General features: G+C 62.2%; 21 protein-coding genes. 13 read left to right on the top strand and 8 right to left on the bottom strand.

All coding sequences use genetic code 11. The features are described from left to right. Positions 1 to 23: 23 nt before the first annotated feature. Positions 24 to 281 (bottom strand): hypothetical protein, encoded by a 258-nt coding sequence (locus AC3CCE_RS11940; protein ID WP_352626948.1) that lies wholly within the window; start codon positions 279 to 281, stop codon positions 24 to 26. A 229-nt stretch (positions 282 to 510) separates the two neighbouring features. On the opposite strand from AC3CCE_RS11940, the gene AC3CCE_RS11935 reads away from it, so the two are divergent. Then, a complete protein-coding gene (locus AC3CCE_RS11935) occupies positions 511 to 1,143 on the top strand; it encodes a methyltransferase family protein (RefSeq protein ID WP_023685059.1) in 633 nt (210 codons plus the stop codon). On the opposite strand, the gene AC3CCE_RS11930 is transcribed toward AC3CCE_RS11935, so the two are convergent. Both AC3CCE_RS11930 and AC3CCE_RS11925 read right to left on the bottom strand, forming a co-directional pair. Further along, the gene (locus AC3CCE_RS11930) at positions 1,137 to 1,352 is read right to left on the bottom strand and encodes a hypothetical protein (RefSeq protein WP_023672157.1); all 216 of its coding nucleotides are present in this window, start codon (positions 1,350 to 1,352) and stop codon (positions 1,137 to 1,139) included. The genes AC3CCE_RS11935 and AC3CCE_RS11930 overlap by 7 nt on opposite strands. Then, on the bottom strand, positions 1,349 to 2,104 hold the full coding sequence (locus AC3CCE_RS11925; protein ID WP_352626945.1) for a COG4280 domain-containing protein: 756 nt from the start codon (positions 2,102 to 2,104) through the stop codon (positions 1,349 to 1,351). Before AC3CCE_RS11925 ends, AC3CCE_RS11930 begins: the two co-directional genes overlap by 4 nt. Before the next feature lie 339 nt (positions 2,105 to 2,443). Between AC3CCE_RS11925 and AC3CCE_RS11920 the strand changes: the two genes are divergently transcribed. Then, positions 2,444 to 3,445 carry a LacI family DNA-binding transcriptional regulator gene (locus AC3CCE_RS11920; protein ID WP_023754933.1) on the top strand — a complete coding sequence of 334 codons (1,002 nt, stop codon included), beginning with the start codon at positions 2,444 to 2,446 and terminating at the stop codon, positions 3,443 to 3,445. 6 nt (positions 3,446 to 3,451) lie between these two features. Here AC3CCE_RS11920 and ocd read toward each other — a convergent pair whose 3' ends face one another. Both ocd and rocF read right to left on the bottom strand, forming a co-directional pair. Next, positions 3,452 to 4,513: an ornithine cyclodeaminase gene (gene ocd / locus AC3CCE_RS11915; protein WP_352626941.1), complete on the bottom strand. Its 1,062-nt coding sequence runs from the start codon at positions 4,511 to 4,513 to the stop codon at positions 3,452 to 3,454. Next, positions 4,510 to 5,445 carry an arginase gene (gene rocF / locus AC3CCE_RS11910; RefSeq protein WP_352626940.1) on the bottom strand — a complete coding sequence of 312 codons (936 nt, stop codon included), beginning with the start codon at positions 5,443 to 5,445 and terminating at the stop codon, positions 4,510 to 4,512. Before rocF ends, ocd begins: the two co-directional genes overlap by 4 nt. Positions 5,446 to 5,591: 146 nt before the next feature. Here rocF and AC3CCE_RS11905 point away from each other — a divergent pair, with 146 nt between their 5' ends. The 4 genes from AC3CCE_RS11905 to AC3CCE_RS11890 all read left to right on the top strand — a co-directional run bounded on the left by AC3CCE_RS11905 (position 5,592) and on the right by AC3CCE_RS11890 (position 10,228). Continuing rightward, complete coding sequence (locus AC3CCE_RS11905) at positions 5,592 to 6,032, top strand: Lrp/AsnC family transcriptional regulator (RefSeq protein WP_023685065.1); 441 nt, start codon at positions 5,592 to 5,594, stop codon at positions 6,030 to 6,032. A gap of 590 nt (positions 6,033 to 6,622) precedes the next feature. Continuing rightward, on the top strand, positions 6,623 to 7,837 hold the full coding sequence (locus AC3CCE_RS11900) for a glycosyltransferase family protein (RefSeq protein WP_023752843.1): 1,215 nt from the start codon (positions 6,623 to 6,625) through the stop codon (positions 7,835 to 7,837). A gap of 1 nt (position 7,838) precedes the next feature. Next, positions 7,839 to 9,083 (top strand): glycosyltransferase, encoded by a 1,245-nt coding sequence (locus AC3CCE_RS11895; RefSeq protein ID WP_023685068.1) that lies wholly within the window; start codon positions 7,839 to 7,841, stop codon positions 9,081 to 9,083. After that, positions 9,080 to 10,228 (top strand): glycosyltransferase family protein, encoded by a 1,149-nt coding sequence (locus tag AC3CCE_RS11890; RefSeq protein ID WP_023706791.1) that lies wholly within the window; start codon positions 9,080 to 9,082, stop codon positions 10,226 to 10,228. Before AC3CCE_RS11895 ends, AC3CCE_RS11890 begins: the two co-directional genes overlap by 4 nt. Here AC3CCE_RS11890 and AC3CCE_RS11885 read toward each other — a convergent pair. Continuing rightward, positions 10,206 to 10,877: a class I SAM-dependent methyltransferase gene (locus AC3CCE_RS11885; protein ID WP_081725482.1), complete on the bottom strand. Its 672-nt coding sequence runs from the start codon at positions 10,875 to 10,877 to the stop codon at positions 10,206 to 10,208. The two genes, AC3CCE_RS11890 and AC3CCE_RS11885, sit on opposite strands and share 23 nt — an antisense overlap. Positions 10,878 to 11,139: 262 nt before the next feature. On the opposite strand from AC3CCE_RS11885, the gene AC3CCE_RS11880 reads away from it, so the two are divergent. The 3 genes from AC3CCE_RS11880 (at position 11,140) to AC3CCE_RS11870 (ending at position 15,322) form a co-directional block, all read left to right on the top strand. Further along, positions 11,140 to 13,854 (top strand): ABC transporter transmembrane domain-containing protein, encoded by a 2,715-nt coding sequence (locus AC3CCE_RS11880; protein ID WP_023687623.1) that lies wholly within the window; start codon positions 11,140 to 11,142, stop codon positions 13,852 to 13,854. Between the two features lie 34 nt (positions 13,855 to 13,888). Beyond that, on the top strand, positions 13,889 to 14,356 hold the full coding sequence (locus AC3CCE_RS11875) for a cyclic nucleotide-binding domain-containing protein (protein ID WP_023672144.1): 468 nt from the start codon (positions 13,889 to 13,891) through the stop codon (positions 14,354 to 14,356). Positions 14,357 to 14,467: 111 nt separating this feature from the next. Continuing rightward, positions 14,468 to 15,322, top strand: a complete 855-nt coding sequence (locus tag AC3CCE_RS11870) for an MBL fold metallo-hydrolase (protein WP_352626936.1) — start codon at positions 14,468 to 14,470, stop codon at positions 15,320 to 15,322. A gap of 1 nt (position 15,323) precedes the next feature. Here AC3CCE_RS11870 and AC3CCE_RS11865 read toward each other — a convergent pair whose 3' ends face one another. After that, positions 15,324 to 16,082, bottom strand: coding sequence for a polysaccharide deacetylase family protein (locus AC3CCE_RS11865; protein ID WP_023685073.1), 759 nt, complete (start codon positions 16,080 to 16,082; stop codon positions 15,324 to 15,326). Then, entirely contained in the window at positions 16,079 to 17,167 is a 1,089-nt protein-coding gene (locus tag AC3CCE_RS11860; RefSeq protein WP_023685074.1) for a glycosyltransferase family 4 protein, read from the bottom strand. Before AC3CCE_RS11860 ends, AC3CCE_RS11865 begins: the two co-directional genes overlap by 4 nt. A 74-nt stretch (positions 17,168 to 17,241) precedes the next feature. Between AC3CCE_RS11860 and AC3CCE_RS11855 the strand changes: the two genes are divergently transcribed. The 4 genes from AC3CCE_RS11855 to AC3CCE_RS11840 all read left to right on the top strand — a co-directional run bounded on the left by AC3CCE_RS11855 (position 17,242) and on the right by AC3CCE_RS11840 (position 24,004). Further along, on the top strand, positions 17,242 to 18,417 hold the full coding sequence (locus tag AC3CCE_RS11855) for a DUF3095 domain-containing protein (protein ID WP_488377139.1): 1,176 nt from the start codon (positions 17,242 to 17,244) through the stop codon (positions 18,415 to 18,417). A 304-nt stretch (positions 18,418 to 18,721) separates the two neighbouring features. Next, positions 18,722 to 20,062, top strand: coding sequence for an adenylate/guanylate cyclase domain-containing protein (locus AC3CCE_RS11850; protein ID WP_023672139.1), 1,341 nt, complete (start codon positions 18,722 to 18,724; stop codon positions 20,060 to 20,062). Positions 20,063 to 20,213: 151 nt separating this feature from the next. Further along, complete coding sequence (locus AC3CCE_RS11845; RefSeq protein WP_023672138.1) at positions 20,214 to 22,109, top strand: ABC transporter ATP-binding protein; 1,896 nt, start codon at positions 20,214 to 20,216, stop codon at positions 22,107 to 22,109. Beyond that, a complete protein-coding gene (locus AC3CCE_RS11840) occupies positions 22,106 to 24,004 on the top strand; it encodes an ABC transporter substrate-binding protein (protein WP_352626932.1) in 1,899 nt (632 codons plus the stop codon). Before AC3CCE_RS11845 ends, AC3CCE_RS11840 begins: the two co-directional genes overlap by 4 nt. Positions 24,005 to 24,006: the final 2 nt, after the last annotated feature.

Below are 24,006 nucleotides of genomic sequence, written 5' to 3'. Positions count from 1 at the left end.
GGCACGTGCGGCGAGGCTTGGCCTTACTTCCCCATGATCTTCATGGCCTGAGCGAAGAAGTCGTCGGCGCGCTTGTCGTCGTCGGCATTGCAGCGCTCGACGCCTTTGGCCTCGAGATCGGATACTTTTGTCTTGTCCGCGGCGCTCAGCGCCGCCAAGGCTTCCGCCGCGCGCAGGTCCTTCAGAGCGTCTTCGCAAGGCGTCGCAGCGGAAGCGGCTGAAAAGACCGGGTTGGCGATGGCAATGGCGCAGAGCGAGAAAGCGAGGGCTAGCTTTTTCATGCTGGTGTTCCTGTCTTGCGCCGATATCCAGGCGGTGATGAAACGATGTCCGGCAGGTCGGCCGGCATAAGGACTATGGGCAGGCGACCTCGCCGCAATCTGTCCGCCCGCTTACAAATTCGTAAGAATGGCTGAAATTCCTGCCGGTTGCCTCGCCATCGCCGCACGGAAGCGCTAGTGGGTGGCGAGACACCGGCGCTATGAGCCCTGCCGGAGAGCAGGAACTATGATGAGCTACGCTCCCCCCAAGCCGGCAGCGAAGGCGTTCGACCAGCACAAGCGCCTGCTCGTCATACAAGTGGCGGCAGCCCTCGCCGTCATGCTGTTGCTGTTCACCAAGCCCTTTCTCGTCGAAGGCTCGGACGGGCACGAATACATCGAGGCGCTGGGCATCGGCTTCGTGCTGGTCTGCTTCCTTGGCCGTCTGTGGAGCATTCTCTATGTCGGCGGCAGGAAGAACGACGAGCTGGTCACCATCGGCCCGTTCTCGATGAGCCGGAACCCGCTCTACTTCTTTTCCACGGTCGGCGCGGCGGGCGTCGGGTTGATGTACGGCTCGGTGCTGGTGGCGGCGGCGCTGGCTCTGGTGAGCTACCTGGTGTTCCGGGTGACGGCGCGCAAGGAAGCCGAGTTCCTGTTTGGAAAGTTCGGCCCCGCCTACAGCGTCTATGCCGAACGCACGCCGCCTTTCTGGCCGAACCCGCTGCTGTTTCACGATCAAGCCGAACGCCGGTTCTCGACAAAGGCGTTGCGGCGGACATTCACGGACGGGCTCTATTTCCTGGCGCTGTTCCCGGCCATCGAGACGATTGAGCAGTTGCGGATCAGCGGCATGCTGCCGGTGTTTTTCACCCTCTACTGACCGGAGCGCCGTGCCGCGCGGCGCACGCTGTAGAGCAGGATGACGAGGCAGCCGGGCAGAAGCAGGACGCCGCCGGCAAGCGGCGGCAACGCCAGCAGCTTCACTGCCGCGGCAATCGCCACGATCAACAGCAGCGCCAGCGTCGCAAGGCTGCCGTCGTCGATGAACATGCCGACGAGCTCCTTTAGAATGAGGCGGACGACGTTCATCGAGCAACTCCTTGTGCAGCCTTGGGGTAGCTGGCGCGCAACCAGCGCACCATGGCGAAGCACGCGACGGCGATGACTGCGAAGATGGCCAGCAGCGCCAGATCGGCGCCCGGCCAGTCGGCGCCCAGGCCTTCGCCGGTCCAGAAAATGCCGAAGCTTGTCAACATCAGGCCGACGGCGAATTTGAGCGCGTTTTCCGGCACCCGCGCCAGCGGCCTGTGCACCGCAAGGCCGATGATCGTTACCAGGATGAAGGCCGCCAACGCGCCAAGGCTGGCATAGAAGGTCTGTGCATGCGCGGCGCCGACGGCAATGACGATGAACACCACCTCGACACCTTCGAGCAGCACCGCCTTGAAGGCTGCGAGCCCGGCCAGATAATCGGCGCGGCGGTCATTGGCCTGCTGCTGCAAAGCGGCGGTTTCCTTGGAAAAGGCCGCTTCCTCGTCATGCAGGGCGATGACGCCGACACTGCGCAAAATGGCCTTTCTCAACCAGCGCATGCCAAACAGGACCAGGAGCACGCCGACGACGAACTGCAGCACCATAATGGGAACCAGCGCCAGCAACGGTCCGAAGGCCAGCACCAGAGCCGCCAGCACCGCCAGCGCCAGCGCCGCGCCGGTCAGCGCTGGCCGCCAGCTGCGGGTGACGCCGACCGCCAGCACGATGGTGAAGGCCTCGACCACTTCGACGAAGGAGGCAAGGAACGAGGCGGTCACGGTGGAAAGTATGGGTGTCAGGCCATTCATGAAGGTTTCCTGTCTGCGGGAATCACTGGGCTGAGAAGGATACAGCGCTCCGGCGGAAGGGAGAACGCGCCGGCATTCTCGCCATACTCTATCTGTTGCGTCTCACCATCGGTGGCCCGATCGCCGGCGTTCGCTACGAGCTGCTCGGCGTCGGCGACAATTTTTAAGCCGATCGTGCTAGGCCTTGTCATTGTGCTTGCCGTCATCCTGGACGCCTATCGGGAAAAGCTGTTGAGGGTGATCCGATAAAGCGCGTCGCGCTTTTTGGTTTTTGTTTTATGGATGTCATTTTCCCAGATCCGCCGGACACTCCGGGCGACATGCACTAGGGGACAAGAAATGACGACGATTGCCGATGTCGCGCGCCATGCCGGAGTGTCGGTCGCAACCGTCTCGCATGTGATGAACCGCACGCGCCATGTCGAGCCTGAGACGGCCGAGCGCGTCCATTCGGCCATCGCCGCCTTGCGCTACAGTCCGAACACGCTGGCGCGCAGCCTGAGGCGCGGCGAGACCAAGACCATCGGCCTGCTGCTGCCGGACAATTCCAATCCGTTCTTCGCCGGCGTGGCACGCCAGATCGAGGATGCCGGCTTCCTTGCCGGCTATACGGTGATCCTGTGCAACTCCGACGGCAGCGCCGAGAAGGAGGAGCGCTACCTCCAGGTGCTGATGGCCAAGCAGATCGACGGGCTGATCTTTGCCGGCTCGTCCGATCATGCGCGGGTGTTCTCCAGCCTTCTGCCCGGCGTCCCGGCGGTGCTGATCGACCGCGAGATCCATTCGGTCAATGTCGATTCCGTGCTGGTCGATCACGATTATGGCGGCTATCTCGCCGGCCGCTATCTGGCCGGGCTCGGTCACGAGAAGATCGGCGTCATCGGCGGCCCGCGCGATTCCAGCTCCAGCCCCGCCCGCCTGCGCGGCTTCGCCAGGGCGCTGCAGGAAGCCGGCCTCGACCTGCCGCCGGCCTCGGTGGTGGATTCCGACTACCACTTCGCCGGCGGCCGCATGGCGATGGAGCGGCTGATGGCGCAGGCGCCGGGGATCACGGCGCTGTTTGCCTGTAACGATCTGATGGCCATGGGCGCGCTGACAGTGCTGCGCGGGCGCGGATTGCGGGTCCCCGGCGACATGTCGATGATCGGCTTCGACGACATCCCCTATGCCGTCACCACCTGGCCGCCGCTGACGACGATCGCACAGCCGGTCGAGAAGATCGGCACCCGCGCCGTCAGCCTGCTGCTCGAGCGGGTTGCCGAGCCTGCGGCGCATTCGCGCCGCGAAGTGCTCACCCCGGTGCTCGTCGAACGGGAGAGCTGCGCGCCGTTGAGCGGCTGAAGTCCCTCAGGCGGCGGCCGGCTGCAGCGCTGCCCTGAGCAGCATGCCGAAGAGGTCGCGCGGCTCGTCGGGATCGGCGAGCAGGTCGAGTTCCTCGTACAGGCCGGTGGCCTGAAGCTGGTCTCTGATATAGCGCAGCGCGGAAAAATCCTCGGTGGCGAAGCCGACGGAATCGAACAGGGTGATCTGTTCCGCCGTCTTGCGGCCTTCCGCCTTGCCGGTCATCACCTGCCACAACTCGGTCACCGGATGGTCGGCGTGGAGCTGCTGGATTTCGCCCTCGATGCGCGTCTGCGGCGAGAACTCGACGAAGATGTCGGAGCGCGAAAGGATGTCGCGGTGCAGTTCCGTCTTGCCGGGGCAGTCGCCGCCGACCGCGTTGATGTGCACGCCGGAACCGACCATGTTGTCGGTCAGAATGGTGGCGGACAGCTTGTCGGCGGTCACCGTGGTGATGATGTTGACTCCTTCCACAGCATCCTGGCCGGTGGCGCAGATGGTGACGTCAAAGCCCTTGCCGGCGAGGTTGCGGGCGCATTTCTCGGAAGCCGAACGGTCGATGTCATAGAGCCGCAGCCGGTCGATGCCGAGCAGCGCTTTGAAGGCGACAGCCTGGAATTCGGACTGGGCGCCATTGCCGATGATGGCCATCGAGCGCGCGCCTTTCGGCGCCAGATATTTGGCCGCGACAGCGGAGGTCGCCGCGGTGCGCAGCGCCGTCAGGATCGTCATTTCGGTGAGCAGCATCGGATAGCCGGAGCCGACATCGGCGAGCACGCCGAAGGCGGTGACGGTCTGGCGCCCCTCGCGCATGTTCTTGGGATGGCCGTTGACATATTTGAAGCCGTATAGCCGGCCGTCGCTGGTCGGCATCAGTTCAATGACGCCGTCATGGCTGTGCGAGGCGATGCGCGGCGTCTTGTCGAACAGCTCCCAGCGGCGAAAATCCTCCTCGATATAGGCGGCGAGTTCGGTGAGGAACCGCTCGACGCCGATGGTCAGCACCAGCTTCATCATGCGGTCGACGCTGACGAAGGGGACGATGGCAAGGCGGGAAGGCTGGGTCATGCAATGCTTCCGGAATGGCTGCGGGTCGGGCGGTCCATGATGCGCCGGCCCATCAGGCTGGCGGCGAGGTCGACAATCAGCGTGGCGGTGCGGCCGCGCTCGTCGAGGAACGGGTTGAGCTCGACCAGATCAAGGCTGGAGACCAGGCCGCTGTCGGACAGCATCTCCATCACCAGATGCGCCTCGCGGAAGGTGGCGCCGCCGGGCACGGTGGTGCCGACGGCCGGCGCGATGGAGGGGTCGAGGAAGTCGACGTCGAGGCTGACATGCAGCAGGCCGTTTTCCTTTTCGACGACGGCCAGGAAGGCGCGCAGCAAGGGTGCGACGCCGTGCTCGTCAATGGTGCGCATGTCGTGCACGGTAACCCCCGCTTCGCTCAGGGCCCGGCGCTCCGCCGGATCGACGCTGCGCAGGCCCATGACGCAGATGTGGGCAGGGTCGACGGCGACAGGCAGGTCCGGGAAATAACCGTTGAAGCCCGGCCGGCCGCTGGCATAGGCGAGCGGCACGCCGTGCAGATTGCCGCTGACGGTGGTATCGAGCGTGTGGAAATCCGGATGCGCATCGAGCCACAGCACGAAGAGCGGCCGGTCGCGTTCGGCCGCCCGGCGGGCTATGCCCGACACCGTGCCGGCCGATATCGCGTGGTCGCCGCCAAGGAAGATCGGCATGGCGTTCCGCGAAGCCGCATAGGCGGTCTCGGCTATCGCCGCGGTCCAGGCGGAAATCTCCGGTAGGGCCTTCAGCGCGAGATTGCCATGGACGATTGCGCGCACGGCGGCCGGTTGCACCGCGCCCCAGTCCTCGACCTCGTGGCCAAGTTCCGACAGCACCGAGACAAGCCCGGCCGTGCGCAGCGCGCTTGGCCCCATCTCGCATCCCATCCTGCCGGCGCCGTCCTGCACCGGCGCGCCAACGATCCTGCAGCGCATGGTTCTTGTTGTCCTTGTAAATTGATTGGGCGGTTGATGCGTGGAATGAACCATCCCGGCCCGGCAGTATGAACAGGCGAAATTGGCATTTCGAGAAGAATGATTTATCAATCCGATAAGTCAGTTTGGTCAAAGTGGATAGAATCATGGACTTGCTCGACGAAAGGCTGGTCACGCTGCTCAGGCATGATGCCCGGCGCAGCATCTCCGATCTCGCGGTCGATCTCGGGGTGTCGCGCGCCACGGTCAGGGCGCGCATGGAGCGGCTGGAAAAAACGGGCGAGATCATCGGCTACACGGTGGTGCTGCGCGCCGACGCGGTCGACCAGCGGATACGCGGCGTGATGATGATCGAGATCGAGGGCCATGCCGCCGACCGCGTGGTCCGGGCGCTCGGCGGCCTCGCCGAGGTTTCGACCATTCACACCACCAATGGCCGCTGGGACCTGGTGGTCGAACTCGGAACGGCGTCGCTCACCGATTTCGACGCGGTGCTTAGGCGGATACGGCTCATCCCGGGGATAACCGGCAGCGAGACAAGTCTGCTGCTGGCGACGCCGCGCACCACAAGGGCAAGGTTGGCGTAGCCGTCGTTCCGGCCGGCGTGTTCACGCAAAGCTTTGTGACGGATCTGGCGAATGGGTCGCCTGCCTGCGAAATCTCATTGAGGGCGGAGCTATCCTCCACGTGACGGAGGAAGCCGGCATGACGCGAGATTGCACCAGCTTCAACGGTGCAAGGACCGGATGCTTGCCACAGGCCAAGGCTGATGGCAGGATAAAAGGCCGCAACGTGCGGCCTCTGGCGGCCGTTGTGTTTCGATGGATTATGAAGCATTTTCCCAAGGTGCGGGTTCTCCTCACAATGTGCGGCAGCCTCGTTTCGCCTTGGTCGCCCTTGATTTTTCGCAATGTGCGCTTTGCCTGCCTCAGGCCGCAGGGCATTTAATTCCACGGGGTCAAGCCTCATGACAGAGATTTGTGCTCGGGCCGTTTATCGTCGGCGAAGACAAGGCATGGCGCCGCAATCAGCGCCCCTGGCATTCGTGACCTGGTGAAGAATGCCGTTGCGTACCTCTCGCCCCCATGTTTCAAAACAGGTCGATAGACCCGCGAGAATAGTTTCGAAGCCTGCGGGGTTGCCCACGGTCCGGCGAGAATTCTAAAAGACGTTCACAATGACACAGCACGCAAAAGACGCACGAATTCTCATGTACAGCCACGACACGTTCGGGCTCGGCCATTTGCAGCGTTGCCGAACGATCGCGCATTCGCTGGTCGGGGATTTCCGCGGACTTCAGGTGCTAATCATTTCGGGCGCCACCATCGCCGGCGCCTTCGACTACCGCGCCCGCGTCGACTTCGTGAAGATCCCCAGCGTCATCAAGCTGCGCAACGGCGAATACACCTCGCTGGAAAAGGACATCGATCTGCATGAGACGCTAAGGATGCGGCAGTCGATCATCCGCCACACGGCCGAGAGCTTCCGGCCGGATATCTTCATCGTCGACAAGGAACCGCTGGGGCTGCGCGGTGAGATCGAGGATACGCTGTCCTACCTCAAGACGCGGGGCACCACGCTCGTGCTTGGCCTGCGCGAGGTGATGGACGCGCCGCATTTGCTCGAAGCGGAGTGGGCACGCAGGGATGTGATGCGCAAGATTGGCCTGTTCTACGACAAGGTCTGGGTCTATGGCCCGCCGGATTTCTACGATCCGTTGACCGGCCTGGACGTGCCGCCGGCGGTCAGGGCAAAGATGAAGTTCGTCGGTTTCCTGCAACGGAGCCTGCAGCAGAACCAATTGCCCGGCCACCGGCCCGAGGGCGACTATATCCTGGTTACCACCGGTGGCGGTGGTGACGGCGCCGACCTGATCCACAACGTCATCGAGGCCTATCAGCAGGATCCGCGATTGCAGCACAGGGCGCTGATCGTGCTTGGGCCCTACATGCCGGCGCGCAAGCGCAACAAGCTGGTCAGGAAAGGGGCCAAGATCCCCTATGTCAAGATCATCGAATTCGACAACCGCATGGAAGAGCTGATTGCCGGCGCCAAGGCGGTGGTGGCGATGGGCGGTTACAACACCTATTGCGAGATATTGTCTTTCGACAAGCCGGCGCTGATCGTGCCGCGCGTCACGCCGCGCGAGGAACAGCTGATCCGGGCACGGCGCGCAGCCGAACTCGGCCTCATCGAGATGCTTTTGCCTGAGGAAGCCGAGGATGCCCAGCGGTTTGCCGATGCGCTGCAGGTTTTGCCGGGCCGGCCCCGCCCATCGCAGAGCAATGCGCATCTGACTCTGGAAGGGCTGCCTCATATTTCCGAAATCGTCGCGGAACTGCTCGACCGGCGGGCCGGCCATCACCTTTCGGTCATTGAAGGCATGAACTGAGTTGCAACACCGCAAGATCGTCGTGGTTCTGAAGGGCTACCCGCGGCTGTCGGAAACCTTCATCGCGCAGGAGCTGCTCGGTCTGGAGCGTGCGGGGTTCGACCTGATACTTTTCGCGCTCAGGCGGCCGACCGACGCAAAACGTCATCCCGTGCACGATGAGATCAAGGCCCCCGTCCACTACCTACCGGAATATCTGCACAGAGAGCCGCTGCGCGTGCTTCGGTCGCTGTTTGCCTGTCTGCCGCGGCCTGGCTTCTGGCGCGCGCTCAAATCGCTGGCTGCCGATATCCGCCGCGACTTTACCCGCAATCGCGCGCGCCGCTTCGGGCAAGCGCTCGTGTTGGCCGCCGAATGGCCGCAAGACGCGGGATGGCTGCATGCCCATTTCGCGCACACGCCGGCATCTGTGACGCGCTATGCCAGCCAGCTTCGTGGCTTGCCCTGGAGCTGCTCAGCCCATGCCAAGGACATCTGGACGTCGGCGGACTGGGATCTGGCCGGCAAGCTTTCCTCGGCGCGCTGGACGGTCACGTGCACGAAAACCGGCTTCGACCATCTGAAAAAACTCGCCAACGGCAGTTCGTCCGTGCATCTGAGCTATCATGGGCTCGACCTTGACCGCTTCGGCAGTTTCGGCGAAGCGCGAAAACAGCATGACGGCTCGGCGCCGGCCGAACCGGTCATGATCTTGAGCGTCGGACGCGCCGTTGAAAAGAAAGGCTATGATACGTTGCTCGAGGCTCTTGCCCTCTTGCCTGGCGATCTGGCGTGGCGTTTCGAGCATATCGGTGGCGGCGAGGAACTGAAACGGCTGAAAGCGCTGGCGCAAAGGCTCGGACTGGATGGCCGCGTCTCCTGGAAAGGCGCGCTGGCGCAGGAGGAGGTGCTCGAGCACTACCGCAGCGCCGACATCTTCGCTTTGGCCTGCAGGATCACCGCGGATGGCGACAGGGACGGCCTGCCGAATGTTCTGGTGGAGGCGGCCAGCCAGCGGCTTGCCTGCGTGTCGACCGATATTTCCGGCGTGCCGGAGCTTTTATCGTCGGATGAAACCGGGCTGCTGATTCCCTCGGAAAACCCGACTGCCCTGGCACAGGCGCTGGAGCGCCTGATCCGCGATCCCGTCCTGCGCGCCCGCCTCGGCGACGCCGCGGAGCGGCGCGTGCGAAGCAATTTCGACCATGTGGCAGGCATTGGACAGCTCAAGGAACTGTTCGAGCGGGAGTGGCGGGCCGCCGAATGAAGCGGCTGCGCGCTTTCTTCTATGTTCAGCACCTGCTCGGCATCGGCCATCTCGCGCGCGCCAGCCGCATTGCGGCGGCTCTGGTCGATGACGGGTTCGACGTCACCGTCGTGACCGGCGGAGCGCCGATCGCGGGATTTCCGGGATCGGGTGTAAAATCCGTGACCCTGCCGCCTGTCACCTCCGGTGACGAAGGATTTTCCGGACTTGTCGACCTGCAGGGCAAAGCCATCGACGATGATTTCAAGAGGCGGCGCTCAGAGATGCTGCTGCAGGCTTTCCGGGATTACAGGCCCGACATCGTCATTATCGAGGCGTTTCCCTTTGGACGCCGGCAGATGCGTTTCGAACTCTTGCCACTGATCGAGGCCATCGAAGCGACATCGCCCAGACCGCTGCTGGCGGCGTCCGTCCGCGACATCCTTCAGGAGCGCGTGAAGCCGAGCCGAAACGAGGAAACGGTCGATCTCGTCAACAGGCATTTCGATCTTGTCATGGTCCATGGTGATCCGGCTTTCGCAACCATCGACAAGACATTTCCGCTGGCTGGGGCGATCAGGGCCGAGGTCGCCTACACCGGGCTCGTTGCTGCGCCGCCGGCGCAAGCGGCCTCAGAGCGCTTCGACGTTCTGGTGTCGGTTGGCGGCGGGGCGGCCGGAAAGAGCCTTGTCAGATCCACCGTCGCGGCGGCGCGAAATGCCGACAACGCCTGGACATGGTGTTTGATCACCGGCCCAAACCTGCCGAAGGACGAGTTTGACGCGATTTCACGCGATGCCTCCCCACGCCTGTCCATCTTCCGGTTCCGCGAGGATTTCGCCAGCCTGCTGACCGGCGCCCGCCTGTCGGTCTCGCAGGCGGGTTACAACACGGTCTGCGATGTCATGCGCGCGGGGTGTCGCTCGCTGCTCGTTCCATTTGCAGCCGGCGGGGAAACCGAGCAGACGCGTCGCGCTCTGATGCTCGAAGAGCTCGGTCTTGCAACGGTGCTGACGGAACAGGACCTGACGCCTGAAGGTCTGGCGCATGCGATCGAGCAGGCGCTTGCGGGACCGCCGCCAGCCTCGCATCGTCTCGATCTGGAAGGGGCGCGGCGCTCGGCGCAAATCCTGCGCGAGCGCTTCAAACAGTTCCAATCAGCATGAAGCGTGTATAATTTTTTGTCGGCAATTCGCCGGAGAACCTGATCTGCCGCAGCGCCGCCATTGCTTCGAAGGCTGCAAGTGACGCCACGCAGTTGATGTGCGTCGGCTCGCTGAAATAGTCGTTCGACTGCAGCAGCACGTTCGTACCCCGCGGAAGCAGGGCAAGCCAGGCGCTGAGATCGGCTATGTGTTCGCAGCTCGTATTGACCACCAGGTCGGGTCGGCCGGCGCCATAGTCGAGTGCGTACATATCTGCCGTCAGTGCTTGAAACCGCTCGCCGGCTTGCCGGTTGAGTGTCCGGGCGACCGCGCCGACTTCGGGATCGATGTCGATGCTGTCGATCGCCCCGATGTCGAAGCGGGCGTCGTTGAAAAGCATCGCCGGCAATACGCCGTACCATCCACCCAGAACCCATATGCGTTCGAACCGGCCGCCGTCGCTTTCGAACAGCCTGTCGAGCGCCCACATCTTGCAGGCGACCTGCTTGTGGTTGAAGGCATTGGCGATATCGGCCTGCGGATGCTTGGCGATGACGCGCGCCAGCCCGGCCACGAGAGGGTGGTCGACGTAGGCGGCAATTCCCCGCGTGAGGTCCAGGGCTTGCTCATGCCCACCCATGCCGGCATTGCGTGGTTGCGTGACATCCATCATATTCGTCTTCTATGTTGGGATTTCGGGCGACACAACGCAATCTTGCCTCTTGCCTGTTCGACTTGCGGACGCGACTGTGCCGCAAGCCGTTTCGCCATTGCCCGGAGGAGGCCGATTGAATTTGTCCGGACCATCGGCGCCCATCCGCCTGGCGCGCAGCTGCCGCTTCGAACTGGTCGTTGGCAGCGAAGACATGGCCGATACACCATTCGCCAGCAGGTGCCTTTACATTCTGCATCCTTCAAACTGACAATCGCATATGGAAACCAGCCTAGCCCGCTATATCTGGACGCACACCAGGAAGCAGCAGCTCTGGATATTGATGATCGTCGTGCTTTCGATGGTCCCGTATTTCATGTCGTTCGACCTGCCGAAGCTGATCGTCAACGGCCCGATCCAGGGCAAGGGGTTCGAGCAACCGGGCGCGACCCTGCCATTCATGAGGTTGCACTATAACCTGCCGTTCATCGGCGAGGTGCAGTTCTTCTCCGGTTTTCAGCTCGACCGCACGTCGACGCTGCTTGCGCTCAGCCTTGTTTTCCTCTTGCTGGTCGTCATCAACGGCTTGTTCAAGCTCTACATCAACACTTACAAGGGCCGGCTCGGCGAACGCATGCTGCGGCGTATTCGTTTCGATCTGGTCGATCGTGTGCTGCGGTTTCCGCCGGTTTACTTCAAGCGGGTGAAATCCGCCGAAGTGGCGACCATGGTGAAGGACGAGGTGGAGCCGCTGGGCGGCTTCATTGGCGATGCCTTCCTGCAGCCGGTGCTGCTCGGCGGCCAGGCGCTGACGGCCATGCTGTTCATCATGGTCCAGAACGTCTGGCTCGGAATGATAGCGGTCGTGATCGTGGCGATCCAGATCGTGCTTATCCCGCGAATGCGGCGGCGGCTGCTCGTGCTCGGGCGCCAGCGGCAGTTGACGGCGCGCGCGCTTTCAGGCCGGGTTGGCGAAATCGTCGACGGCATCGGCGCGGTTCACGTCCACGATACGTCGAACTACGAGCGCGCCGACATAGCAGCCCGGCTCGGGCTCATCTTCAAAATCCGCTTCGATCTTTACCAATGGAAATTCATGGTAAAGTTCCTCAACAATTTTCTCGCGCAGCTCACGCCCTTTCTGTTTTACATGATCGGTGGCTATCTGGTCATCCAGGGGAGGTTGGATGTCGGCCAGCTCGTGGCCGTGATCGGCGCTTACAAGGACTTGCCCGGACCGATGAAGGAACTGATCGACTGGGATCAGGACCGGCAGGATGTCCAGGTCAAATATCAGCAGGTCGTCGAACAGTTCACCGTCGAGAATATCATCGCGCCGGAAATCGGAGCACTGACGGTCGACGATCCCGATCCGATGACCAAGCCGCTGTCGGCGGTCAGCCTGTCGATAGCAGACGATGGCGGCGCAATGCTCCTCAATCGCATCTCGCTCGAGGTCAAGCCGGGTGAGACGGTGGCTCTGGTCAGCACCGCAACAGGGGGAGCGGAGGCGCTTGCGGAAGCCTTTGCGCGGCTGACCTGGCCGGACAGCGGAAGGATCGTTTCGGGCTCCGATGACTTGCTTGATCTCCCCGAAGCCGTGACCGGCCGGCGCATGTCCTACGCTTCGTCGGATGTTTTCCTGTTCCAGGCAAGCCTGCGCGACAATTTGCTCTACGGTTTGAAGCATGCGCCGCTGACATCGGTGACATATGACGGCGCAGCGGCGGACCAGCACCGTTGGAATATCGACGAGGCGCGCCGGTCGGGCAATCCGGATCTCGATATCCGCAGCGACTGGATCAACTATGCCTCCGCCGGCGCCACCGGCCCGCACGACCTCTTCGAAGCCGTGCGCCGGGTGCTCGACGCGGTTCTTCTGTCGCGCGACATTCTGGATCTTGGCTTGCGCTCTTCGGCCGACCTCAAGCGCCACACGAAGCTTGCCGAGCGGATCGTCGAATTGCGTGCGGCGCTGCGAACCCGGTTGGAGGAAGAAGGCCTGAGCGCGCTGGTGGTTCCTTTTGAACCGGGCGCCTACAACAAGGAAGCGACGATCGGCCAGAACCTGCTCTTCGGCGCCGCGGCCGGCCCCGAACTGGCTCACAAGGCACTGGCGTCCAATCCCTATTTTGCTTCCGTGCTGAAGCAAGCCGGCCTCGACCGCACGCTCTACGAAATGGGCATGGAGATCGCCGAACAGGCGATCGAGCTGTTTGCCGACCTGCCGCCCGAACACCAGTTCTTCCAGCAGCTCGCCTTCATGAGCGCCGAGGAGATACCCGCCTACGAAACCTTGCTGCAACGGCTCAAGAATCGCCCCTACGATGCGGTTTCGGAGAACGACCGCGCCATGATGGTCACCTTAAGCTTTGCCTATATCGAGCCCCGGCATCGCTTCGGCCTGTTGACCGACGAGCTGATGAGCAAGATCATCGCTGCACGCAACCAGTTCTATGAAAACCTGCCGGCCGAGCTGGAGAAAGCTGTCGAACGGTTTGATCCTGCCAAATACATCGCCGCGGCCACCGTCATGGACAACGTCCTGTTCGGGCGTGTCGGCAACAACCATCCCGACGCGCCGGACCGTATTCGCTCCATCGTCTATGATATTCTTGACGAACTGGGGCTTTATGCCGAGCTTCTGGATGTCGGCCTGGACTTCAACGTCGGCGCCGCCGGCAGGCGGCTGACCGGCGGACAGCGACAGAAGCTCGATGTTGCCCGCGCCTTGCTCAAGCGTCCCGATTTCCTCATTCTCAATCGGCCGCTGTCGGCGCTCGACCAGCGCGTGCAGGACAAGGTGCTGCGGAATGTGCTCGACGAAGCCAGACGCGACGGCCATTCGCCGGCAATTGTGTGGGTGGTGACGAATCCGGCAATGGCGACGATGTTCGACCGGGTTGTGGTCTTTGACTCAGGCCAATTGGTGGAAGACGGAACACACGAGACACTCTTGGCGGGAAACGGTATCTTCAAGGAACTTGTGTCATAGTCTGGCAAACGCGAATTCAGGAAGGTTTGCGACAATGCTGCTCAAGGATGAAGTTGGAATGCTGCAACGCGTTCCCTTGTTCTCTGGCATCGAGCCGACAAAGCTCAAGCTGCTCGCGTTCACGTCCGATCGCGTGAACTACAGTGCCGGCCAGATTCTTTTCCGGCAGGGCGACGAGGCAGACGCCGCCTATGTCATCCTTTCTGGCAGCGCGGATATTCTGGTCGATTCCGACAATGGGCCGATCAAAGTTGCCGAATTGCTGCCAAATTCGATCGTTGGCGAGATTGCCATATTGTGCAACAGCTCCCGTACTGCCACCGTCAAAGCGGCAAGTGAGCTGGAGGCCTTGAGAATCCGCAAGGACCATTTCCTGAGGCTTATGAAGGAGTTTCCCGAAATGACCATCGAGATATTGCGGGTTCTTGCCGATAGGCTAAGCAGTACGACCGCGGACCTGATCGACGCACGAACGGCCGAGAGCGATTCACAGTTGCACTGAAGCGGCGAGCCGCTCTGTTTCTTTGTTTGGATGCAGTTTCCGGAACCGTGTCACACCTTTCCTGGAACGACTCTGGCAGCAGTTGGTTGGCTACGATGGGCGAAAGGGTGCATGGACGACGATTTCTTCCTTGTCAGGTTTTGGGGCGTGCGCGGCAGCATTGCGGTGTCGGGGCCAGAATTTGCTCGCTATGGCGGCAACACGATCTGCATCGAGATGCAATGCGGCAATCATACGCTTCTGTTCGACGCGGGCTCCGGCCTGCGGCCTGCCGGCAGGACGCTTCGAGCGTCGGGCGTCACCGATTTCGACCTGTTTTTTACCCATTGCCATTACGATCACATCATCGGGCTGCCGGCTTTCAAGCCTATTTATGAACGAGGCATCAAAGTTACGCTTTGGTCCGGGCATCTCGCTGGACGCATGACGACGCGGCAGATGGTCGATGAATTCATTCGGCCGCCATGGTTTCCGGTGACACTCGGTGTCTGCAAGGCGAGCCTCGACTGCCGCGATTTCGCATCCGGAGACCTGCTTCGGCCACGCGAAGGAGTTGTTGTACGAACCGGTAGTCTTACCCATCCGGGCGGCTGCATCGGCTACCGGGTCGAATGGGGGGGCCGCGTCGTGGCGGTCATCACAGACACCGAGCACGAGCCGGGCAAACTCGACCAGGCGGTGCTCGGCCTGATCAGAGATGCCGACCTCGTCATTTACGACTGCACCTACACCGAGGAGGAAATGGAGCGCTACCGCGGCAACGGGCACTCGACATGGCAACAGGGCGTCAAGCTCTGCGAGGCGGCCGGCGCGCGCGGGCTTGCGCTGTTTCACCACGATCCGGCACGCACCGACGATGAGCTGGACGAGATGGAGAAACTGGCCAAGGACAGGTTTGCCGGCGCTTTTGCGGCGCGGGATGGCCAGACGCTCACATTCCCAACTTCAGTGAACAAAAAGCGCTGAGCTATTTTCCGGCGCTGCGTTCGGTCAATGTGCTGATCGGAAGCCATGCGCAGGCTTCGGTCCGCGCGGTGATCGTGAACAGCCGTTCGAGGAAAAGCCATGCCGATTCGTCATGGACGAGATGGTGGGTGAGCAGGCCGACCGGTTCGCCGCCGTCGAATGCACGCTGCAATTGCGCGACGATGGCCTGAACCAACAGACCATGATCGCGGCAGCCGCGCGTGCCATGCCAATCCATGATGTCGACATTGCTGTTGATGACCGCCAAGGAAGCCGGCCTTGGCGGCCCGAACACCGACAATGCCGCAAATCCTATCGATCCGAGGTCGGGTACCAGGCCGGCGTCGATCCGGTTCCAGGGCGGCACCAGCATCGGAACCGCACGTGCGCCGTGCAGGCCGGTTACACGCGACAGCCCGCCGGCCAGCTCATCCAGCACCACCTCGCGTGGCCGATGCGCGCCGAGCTCCTGCTTTTTTTGACCCTCGGGCGCATGATTTCGGTGCGCCCAGCCATGAATGGCGACCGTGGCATGCGGCGCGGCGTCAAGCCGGACGACAAGCTTCCCGTCGGTCTGGGCCGGAATGACGGCCAGAGTGACCGGAACCGCGAAGTCACCGGTGAGGTCGAGCAACCGATCGAGCGCCGGCGTCGGATCCACGGCGTCGTCGTCGCGCAGCCAGAACTCTGCCTTGCGGCCCCACCGTTGCCGATGCGCCAGCTCGTCCACCAGAGGCTGCCAAATCGGGTCGGACGTCATGACAACGGGATCATCTTGAGAAGTTCCGCCAGACGGGCCTTTGCAGCACCGAGAGAGCGTTCTTCGAGAACGAAACGTCTGGCCTCTGCAGCCATGATGGTTCTTTCGTCATTATTGGCCAGAAGCCTTGCGATGGCCGAAGCGAACGCCCCCACATCGCCCGGCGGGGTGAGAAACCCGGTCTGGCCATGCCGCACGACCTCCGGCACGCCGGCAATGTCCTGAGCCACCACCGGAAGGCCGGCGGCCTGTGCTTCAAGATAGGCAATGCCATAGGCCTCGCCGTAACCCGGCCAGACGTAGATTCCCCCGCGATAAAGGACATCCGGCACGGCGGCAGGCTCGATGGCGCCAAGCCATTCGATACGGTCGGCGGGCAAGCCGGCGAATTGCGCCTTTACCTCGTCACGGGCAGGTCCGTCCCCGACGACCGATAGCGTCCAGGGGAGATGGCCGATCAACCCGAGCGCCTGCGCCAGCATGCGATAGCTCAAGACCTTGTCGCCCGGGCGCATCATGGCGACGGTCACGAGGCGCGTCGGATAATCCAGTACCGGCATTTCGTGGAATGCCGATGTGTCGATGAAGGGTGAAAGCATACCGAGAGCGGCGTGGGGGACAGCATCCGCCAGCCCCTGGCGATCCCTTTGCGTGAAGCAGATGTTCAGCGCCGCCTGTTCGATGGCTCGCGCGACCAATGCCTGGCTATCGGCCCACGAACCGGCGTTGCGCCGTTCGGAATAGGAGGCTTCGGCCGTCACATAGGGGACGGCAAAGGCCAACGCCAGCTCGGGCCCGATCAGGTCGGGCGCCTTGTAGTAGGGATGATAGGAGAACCAGAGATCGGGCTTGCCGTCACGGTCCCAAAGCCTTGTCAGTCGCGCGGCTTCGTCCCGGGCCTCGATCATGAGCGCATCGAAACTTTTCGGTTCCGGCTGGCGTAGATAGAAGCGCAACTCCGATGCCAGTTCGACGCTATGCCCGCCATGCTGCAGCGCCTGGACCAGCATCCGTGCCATCTGGCGGTCGCCGGAGACAACGGGATGATTGGGCGACTTCAGCGGGGCGTAGAAGGCAATTCGCATCGCGCGATCCTATCATCGCAAAGCCTGCCCAAGTCAATTTCGAGGCGTGATCGACTTCACCTTCAAGCGCTGGAATGTGCTATCTGATGCTTATGGAAACAGCTGTCGCGTCCGACCCGTTCGTCGCTTCTTTGCCGGTCTTCGCAAAGTTCGAAAGCGTTGCCGATATCGACAACTATCGGCCTCTCCCCGATGGCTGGGCGCTGGCCACCGCCGACATCGTCGGCTCGACCAAGGCGATCGAGGCCGGGCGCTACAAAACCGTCAATATGGCCGGCGCCAGCGTCATTTCGGCGCTGCTCAACGCGCTGGGACGGCAAGATCTTCCCTTCGTCTTCGGCGGCGACGGCGCGCTCGTGGCGTTTCCCGGCTCGGCGCTGGAGATCGCCCGTAACGCGCTGGCTTCTGTCCAGAGGTGGGTGGCGGACGAACTGGATCTGACCTTGCGTGCCGCAATCGTGCCGATAAAGGACATAAGAGCGCAGGGCCTCGACGTTCGCGTGGCGAGGTTCCAGGCCTCCGAAGCAGCCTTCTATGCCATGTTCGCCGGCGGCGGCGGCAGTTGGGCGGAAGCCGAAATGAAAGCCGGGCGCTACCGCATCGACCCCGCGCCGGCCGGCGCGCGGCCGGATCTGACCGGCCTCTCCTGCCGCTGGAACCCGATCGAAGCCCGGCATGGCGAAATTGTCTCGATCATAGCCGTGCCGGGGGCATCGCGCGACTTGCGTGGTTTCCAGTTTCTGGCTTCCGACATCATCACCCTTGCCGGCAGGCAGGAGCGCGATGGCCACCCGGTGCCGGTGGACGGTCCGGCCTACAGTCTCCTGCCCGCCGGTCTCGATGTCGAGGCACGGGCCACGGCGCCAGGGCGGCGGTGGCTGGCCAAGCTGTGGGTGATCTTCCTGATGACGCTTACGGCCGTCACCGACAAATTGGGCTGGACTATCGGCGGTTTCGATCCGAAGGTCTACAAGCGCGAGGTGGCCAGCAATTCGGATTTCCGCAAGTTCGATGACGGCTTGAAGATGACCATCGACGTCGACGCGGATGTGTTGCAGCGCATCGACAACCGGCTGAAACAAGCGGAAGAGGCCGGCATCTGCAACTATGGCCTGCACCGCCAGAAGTCGGCCTTGATGACATGCCTCGTCATCTCGCCGCTGCAGCGCGATCATGTTCACTTCATCGATGGCGCCGCCGGCGGCTATGCAATGGCTGCCGCAAGCCTGAAGGCGAAGGCGCCGGTCTGACGACGGCTTGGGGAAATCGATTTTCCGCAATGCGCCTCGGCCATGGTTCTTGAAACCCGGCGAGCCCGACGGTGCCTGAGCCGACCAATTTTTTGCGCGATGTCAGGATCGGGATTGCACTTCGCCGGCAGCCTCGCCACATAGTGTTGCAGGTGATTTGTGCGGTCGACGTCTGCTTGCTTCCTGCAAGGACAGTCATTCGGGATATTCTTCGCCGGCTTCTGCCCCCGAAGCCGGCTTCATTGACTTCGAGAATTTTGCGGATCAAAGGAGATGGCTCGTCTTCGACGGGTTTCGAGATAGCATGAGCACAGCGCAAGCAGAAATTTCCAACATTCTCATGGATAAGGTTGCCGATTGGCTGACCCAATCGGCGCTGGCGGGCGACGACCTGGAAACATTGGTCAAGGGTTTTTGTGAACGGCTGGCTGCTGCCGGCCTGCCGCTGAAGCGGGTGCATTTGAGCTTTTCGATGCTGCATCCGCTTTATGACGCGCTCGGTTTCACCTGGATTCGCGGCCAAGGCCTGGAAGTGGAAGGCTTCCGGAGTGAGAACGGCGTCCATTCCGACAGATTCCTAACCAGCCCATACTACCATCTGCTCAGCAACAAGCTCGACCATCTGCGGCGCCGGCTCGACCCGTCGGTGCGGTCGGAGTTTCCTGTTTTCGATGAGCTCAGGCTTATGGGCGTCACCGATTACATGGCTTTCGTCCATCCCTTCAACGGCGATACAAGTCAGGGCATGTTGGGGTCCTGGTCCACCGACAGTGCTTCAGGCTTCAGCGACAGCATGATTTCGGCGCTGCTGCGGATCCAGAACCATCTCGCCATAGCAAGCAAGATGGCGGTGCTCACCAAGCTCGCCGACAACATGATGACCACGTATCTCGGCGGTGACGCCGGCAGGCGCGTGCTGGACGGCCAGATCAAGCGCGGCGAGGGCGACACAATCCGGGCCGCGCTGGTGATGGGCGATATGCGCGGGTCGACAAGGCTCGCCGAAACCTCCGGCCGCGAAGTCTATATCGATACGCTGAACCAGTTTTTCGATGCCATCGCAGCACCTTTCAATCGCAAAGGCGGGCAGATCATGAGTTTCCTGGGGGATGGATTCATTGCCGTCTACCCCTGCGAAAGGCACCGCGCGCAGTCAGAGATCGCCTGCCAGGCTGCTCTTGCGGCTGCGCACAAGGCCAGCATGCGCATGATGGAGCTCAATCTGCGCAGAAAAGAGCAAGGACTGGGCGATATAAAATTTGGTATCGGCCTGCATGTCGGCAATGTGATGTTCGGCAATGTCGGGCTTACCGACCGACTCACATTCTCGGTCTTCGGCTCGGCTGTAAACGAGGTCCAGCGTCTCCAGACCCTGACCAAGAAATATCCGCACAGCGTTCTCGCCAGCAAGGACTTCGCCGGCTATTGCGGGGCCAACAGCTGGCTGACGCTCGGCGAGGAGGAACTGGCGGGCAGCAAGCAGAAGCTGACGGTGCTTTCACCCGATCTGTCGGGTGCTCTCGCACTCGATGAAGACGCTGCGCTGCAGCCGTTTCACGATCGGATATCGGACGCCGAGCAGGTCATGCTGCTTCATCGCGATGCCGCGCGGCTGTCGGCGGGCGACCGGAGGAAGCTCCAGTAGTCACCACCATCCGATCTGGACGCCCTGGTATGCTGTCCGGCCGCCGGTCGTCGGGGAATTCGTTTCGAATCCAAGTTGCTCTGCGCTGACAATGCGCTAGTCTTGCTTTTTGGGGCCGGTCGGGAGGCGCCAGATTGGGGCTGGTGTGGGAATGGATGCAGGCGTTGATCTGCTGCGGATCGAGGATGTTGGCATCTCTTTTGCCATTGTCGGGGGACCGTTGCATGCTGTCAGGCGGGCAAATCTTCGCGTCCTGCCCGGCAAGGTCACCGCACTTGTCGGTGAGTCCGGTTCCGGAAAATCGGTTCTCAGCCAGGCCGTGATGGGCATCTTGCCGAACACGGCCCATGTTCGCGGCCGTATCCTGTTTTCCGATCCCAAAAAGCCCGGCACGACGCAGGATATCCTGCAGATGCCGCGAGACGGACCCGAAATCCGGGCGTTGAGAGGCAGCCGCATCGGCAAGATCTTTCAGGAGCCGATGACATCGCTGTCGCCGCTGCACACGATCGGCAACCAGGTCAGCGAATCCCTGCAGATTCATACGCACATGGATCGGACGGAGCGCAAGGCACGGACCGAGGAAATGCTCGGCCTCGTCGGGTTTCCCAATCCCAAGCGCGCCTACGACATGTATCCATTTGAACTTTCGGGAGGATTGCGGCAACGCGCCATGATCGCCATGGCGCTTATCTGCCGGCCCGCTCTGTTGATCGCCGATGAGCCGACGACGGCGTTGGACGTCACCATCCAGGCGCAAATCCTGCAATTGCTTCGTGGACTCCAGACCAAGCTCAACATGGCAATGCTGCTGATCACGCACGACCTCGGCGTGGTCGCCAATGTCGCCGACGAGGTGGTCGTCATGTACCATGGCGAGATCATGGAAGCAGGCCCTGTGGAGGCAATATTCCGCCGGCCAGGCCACCCTTACCTGAAGGGCCTGATGGCAGCCGTCCCGCATTTCGACCTGAAGCCTGGCGAAAGGCTGAAGGCGCTCCGCGAGGTGCCGGTGAATGTCGGGACCCTGCTGGGCAAGCAGACGGCGCCGGAAGCGAAGGGGCCGGACGACATTCTGCTGTCGGTCAGGGATCTGAAAAAGGTCTACACCATCCGCAACTCCGGATGGTTCAGCGGGAGCCATCAGACCTCTGTTCGCGCCGTGGACGGCGTCAGCTTCGACATCAGGCGGGGTGAGTGCCTGGGCCTGGTTGGCGAAAGCGGCTGCGGCAAAACCACCGTCAGCAAGATCCTGATGCGGGCCGTCACCCCTACCGGCGGCTCCGTGATCTTCAACGGCCGCGACGGACCGATCGACGTCCTGGAAGCCGAGGGAGACGCCCTGCGCTTGCTGCGGGCGAAACTCCAGATGGTTTTCCAGGATCCGGTCTCGTCGCTTTCGCCTCGCATGACCGTGGAAAACATCTTGAGCGAGCCGCTGGAAATCCATCAACGTGGCAATGCCGCGTCCCGGCTAGCCACAGTCAAGAGCCTGATGCAGGCAATCGGGCTCGATCCGCGCTTCATCCAGCGTTATCCCCACAGCTTCTCCGGCGGGCAGCGTCAGCGTATCGGCATTGCGCGCGCCTTGGCGCTGGGGCCTGAACTGCTGATCTGCGACGAGCCGGTTTCGGCGCTCGATGTCTCCGTGCAGGCGCAGATCCTGAACCTTCTGAAGGACCTGCAGAAGGAACTGGGCCTGACCTACCTGTTCATATCCCACAATCTGGCGGTGGTGGACTACATGGCGGACCGCATCGCGGTGATGTGCGGCGGGCGTATCGTCGAGCTTGCACCGCGCGAAATTCTGCTCAGGAAACCGATCCACCCCTACACGCGCTCGCTGCTCGCCGCAGTCCCCTTCCCCGATCTCGACCGGCCGATGGATTTCAAGACGCTGAAGCTCGGCGGCGCTTCCGACACCAGCGCATGGGGCCCGCAATTCCGCGACGAGGGCGAAGAGGATATGCTGTCGCCGCTCGATCTCGGCGGCGGCCATCTCGTGCTGGCCCGACGTTCGGCCGATGTCAGCGAGTTACGCCATTGATCAGCCGCCGCATTGTCCTTGGTCTCATGGCTTCGGCATTTCTGCCGGGCACGGCGCGCGCCGGCGATCTGGAGCCGGATTTTCTTCAGCCGCAGCTGAAAGCCAGGGCTCTGCCGCCACTCGCGGAGCGCCTGCCCAAGAGCCCGCGCGCGTTGAACCTCGCGGCGATGGGCCGGCAGCCCGGCCAGTATGGCGGCACGCTGCGTACGATCATCGGCAGCCAGAAAGATATCCGGATGATGACGATCTACGGGTATTCCCGGCTGGTCGGCTATGACGAAAAGCTTAACTTTCAGGCCGACATTCTCGAAAGTTTCGACGTAAAGGATGATCGCGTCTTCACGTTCAAGATTCGTGAAGGCCATAAATGGTCAGACGGCAGCCTGCTGACGCCGGAGGATTTTCGTTATTGCTGGGAAGATGTCTGGCTGAACGATGAGCTTTCGCAAGGGGGGCTCGCCCCTGCCCTGCTGGCGGACGGCAAGCCGCCACGTTTCGAGATCGTCGATCCGTTGACGGTCCGCTACAGTTGGGACGCGCCCAATCCCGACTTCCTGCCCAAACTTGCCGCTGCTTCGCCGACACCGCTTGTTTTGCCAGCCGCCTATCTCAAGCAGTTCCACAAGAAATATCAGGATCCATTCCGGCTCGCCGGCCTGATGAAGGAGAACCGGACCGCGAAATGGACGCTCCTGCACATCCGCATGTCGCGGCAGTATCGCCCGGAGAACCCGGATCTGCCGACGCTCGACCCCTGGCAGAACCGGACCAAGCCGCCGGCCGAGCAGTTCATCTTCGAGCGCAACCCGTTCTTTCATCGAACAGACGAGAACGGCCGGCAACTGCCCTATGTCGACCGGATCATCATGAATGTCAGCTCGTCGGCGATCATCTCCGCCAAGACCGGTGCGGGCGAGAGCGACCTGCAATGCATGGGAATCGACTTCAGCGATTACTCCTTCCTGAAGGACGCGGAGAAGCGCTACCCGGTGAAGATGCATCTGTGGAAACGCACACAGGGTTCGCGGCTGGCGCTCATGCCAAATCTGAATTGTGCCGACCCGGTGTGGCGCGGCCTTTTGCGTGACGTGCGCGTGCGACGCGCCCTTTCGCTCGCTGTCGACCGTCGCGAGATCAACATGGCCGTCTTCTACGGATTAGCGCAGGAAAGCGCCGACACGGTCTTGCCGGAGAGCCCGCTCTACCGGCCGGAATTCGCGAAAGCCTGGATCGCCCACGATCCCGACCAGGCCAATGCGCTGCTTGACGAGGTCGGGCTTCAGGCCCGTGACGATGACGGCCTGCGGCTACTTCCCGATGGACGCCCGGCGCAGATCATCGTGGAAACAGCCGGCGAAAGCACGCTGGAAACCGATGCGCTCGAACTCATCACCGATCACTGGCGCAAGATCGGCATAGCTTTGTTCATCCGGACTTCGCAGCGCGACATCTTCCGCAGCCGCGCGCTTGGCGGCCAGATCCTGATGTCGATGTCGTCGGGCATCGACAATGGCGTGCCGACCGCCGACATGAATCCATACCAGCTGGCCCCCACCATCGACGACCAGCTGCAATGGCCGCTCTGGGGCGCTTACTATCTGTCGCATGGCAAGATGGGTGAGGCGCCCGATGTTCCTGAAGTGGTCGAGTTGATGGCTTTGCTCAAGCGCTGGAACGGGTCGACCGAATCCAGCGAGCGCGCCGAAATCTGGAATTCGATGCTGTCGATCTACACCGATCAGGTGTTCTCTATCGGTACGGTGAACGAAACACTTCAGCCGATTCTGGTATCCTCGCGGCTGCGCAACCTGCCTGACAAAGCACTCTACGGCTACGACCCGACCTCCTATTTCGGTGTCTATTTGCTGGACACATTCTGGCTTGGAGGCTCCTGAGC

Source organism: Mesorhizobium sp. P160187, assembly GCF_057766425.1.
This window is presented reverse-complemented; position numbering and strand designations above follow the sequence as displayed.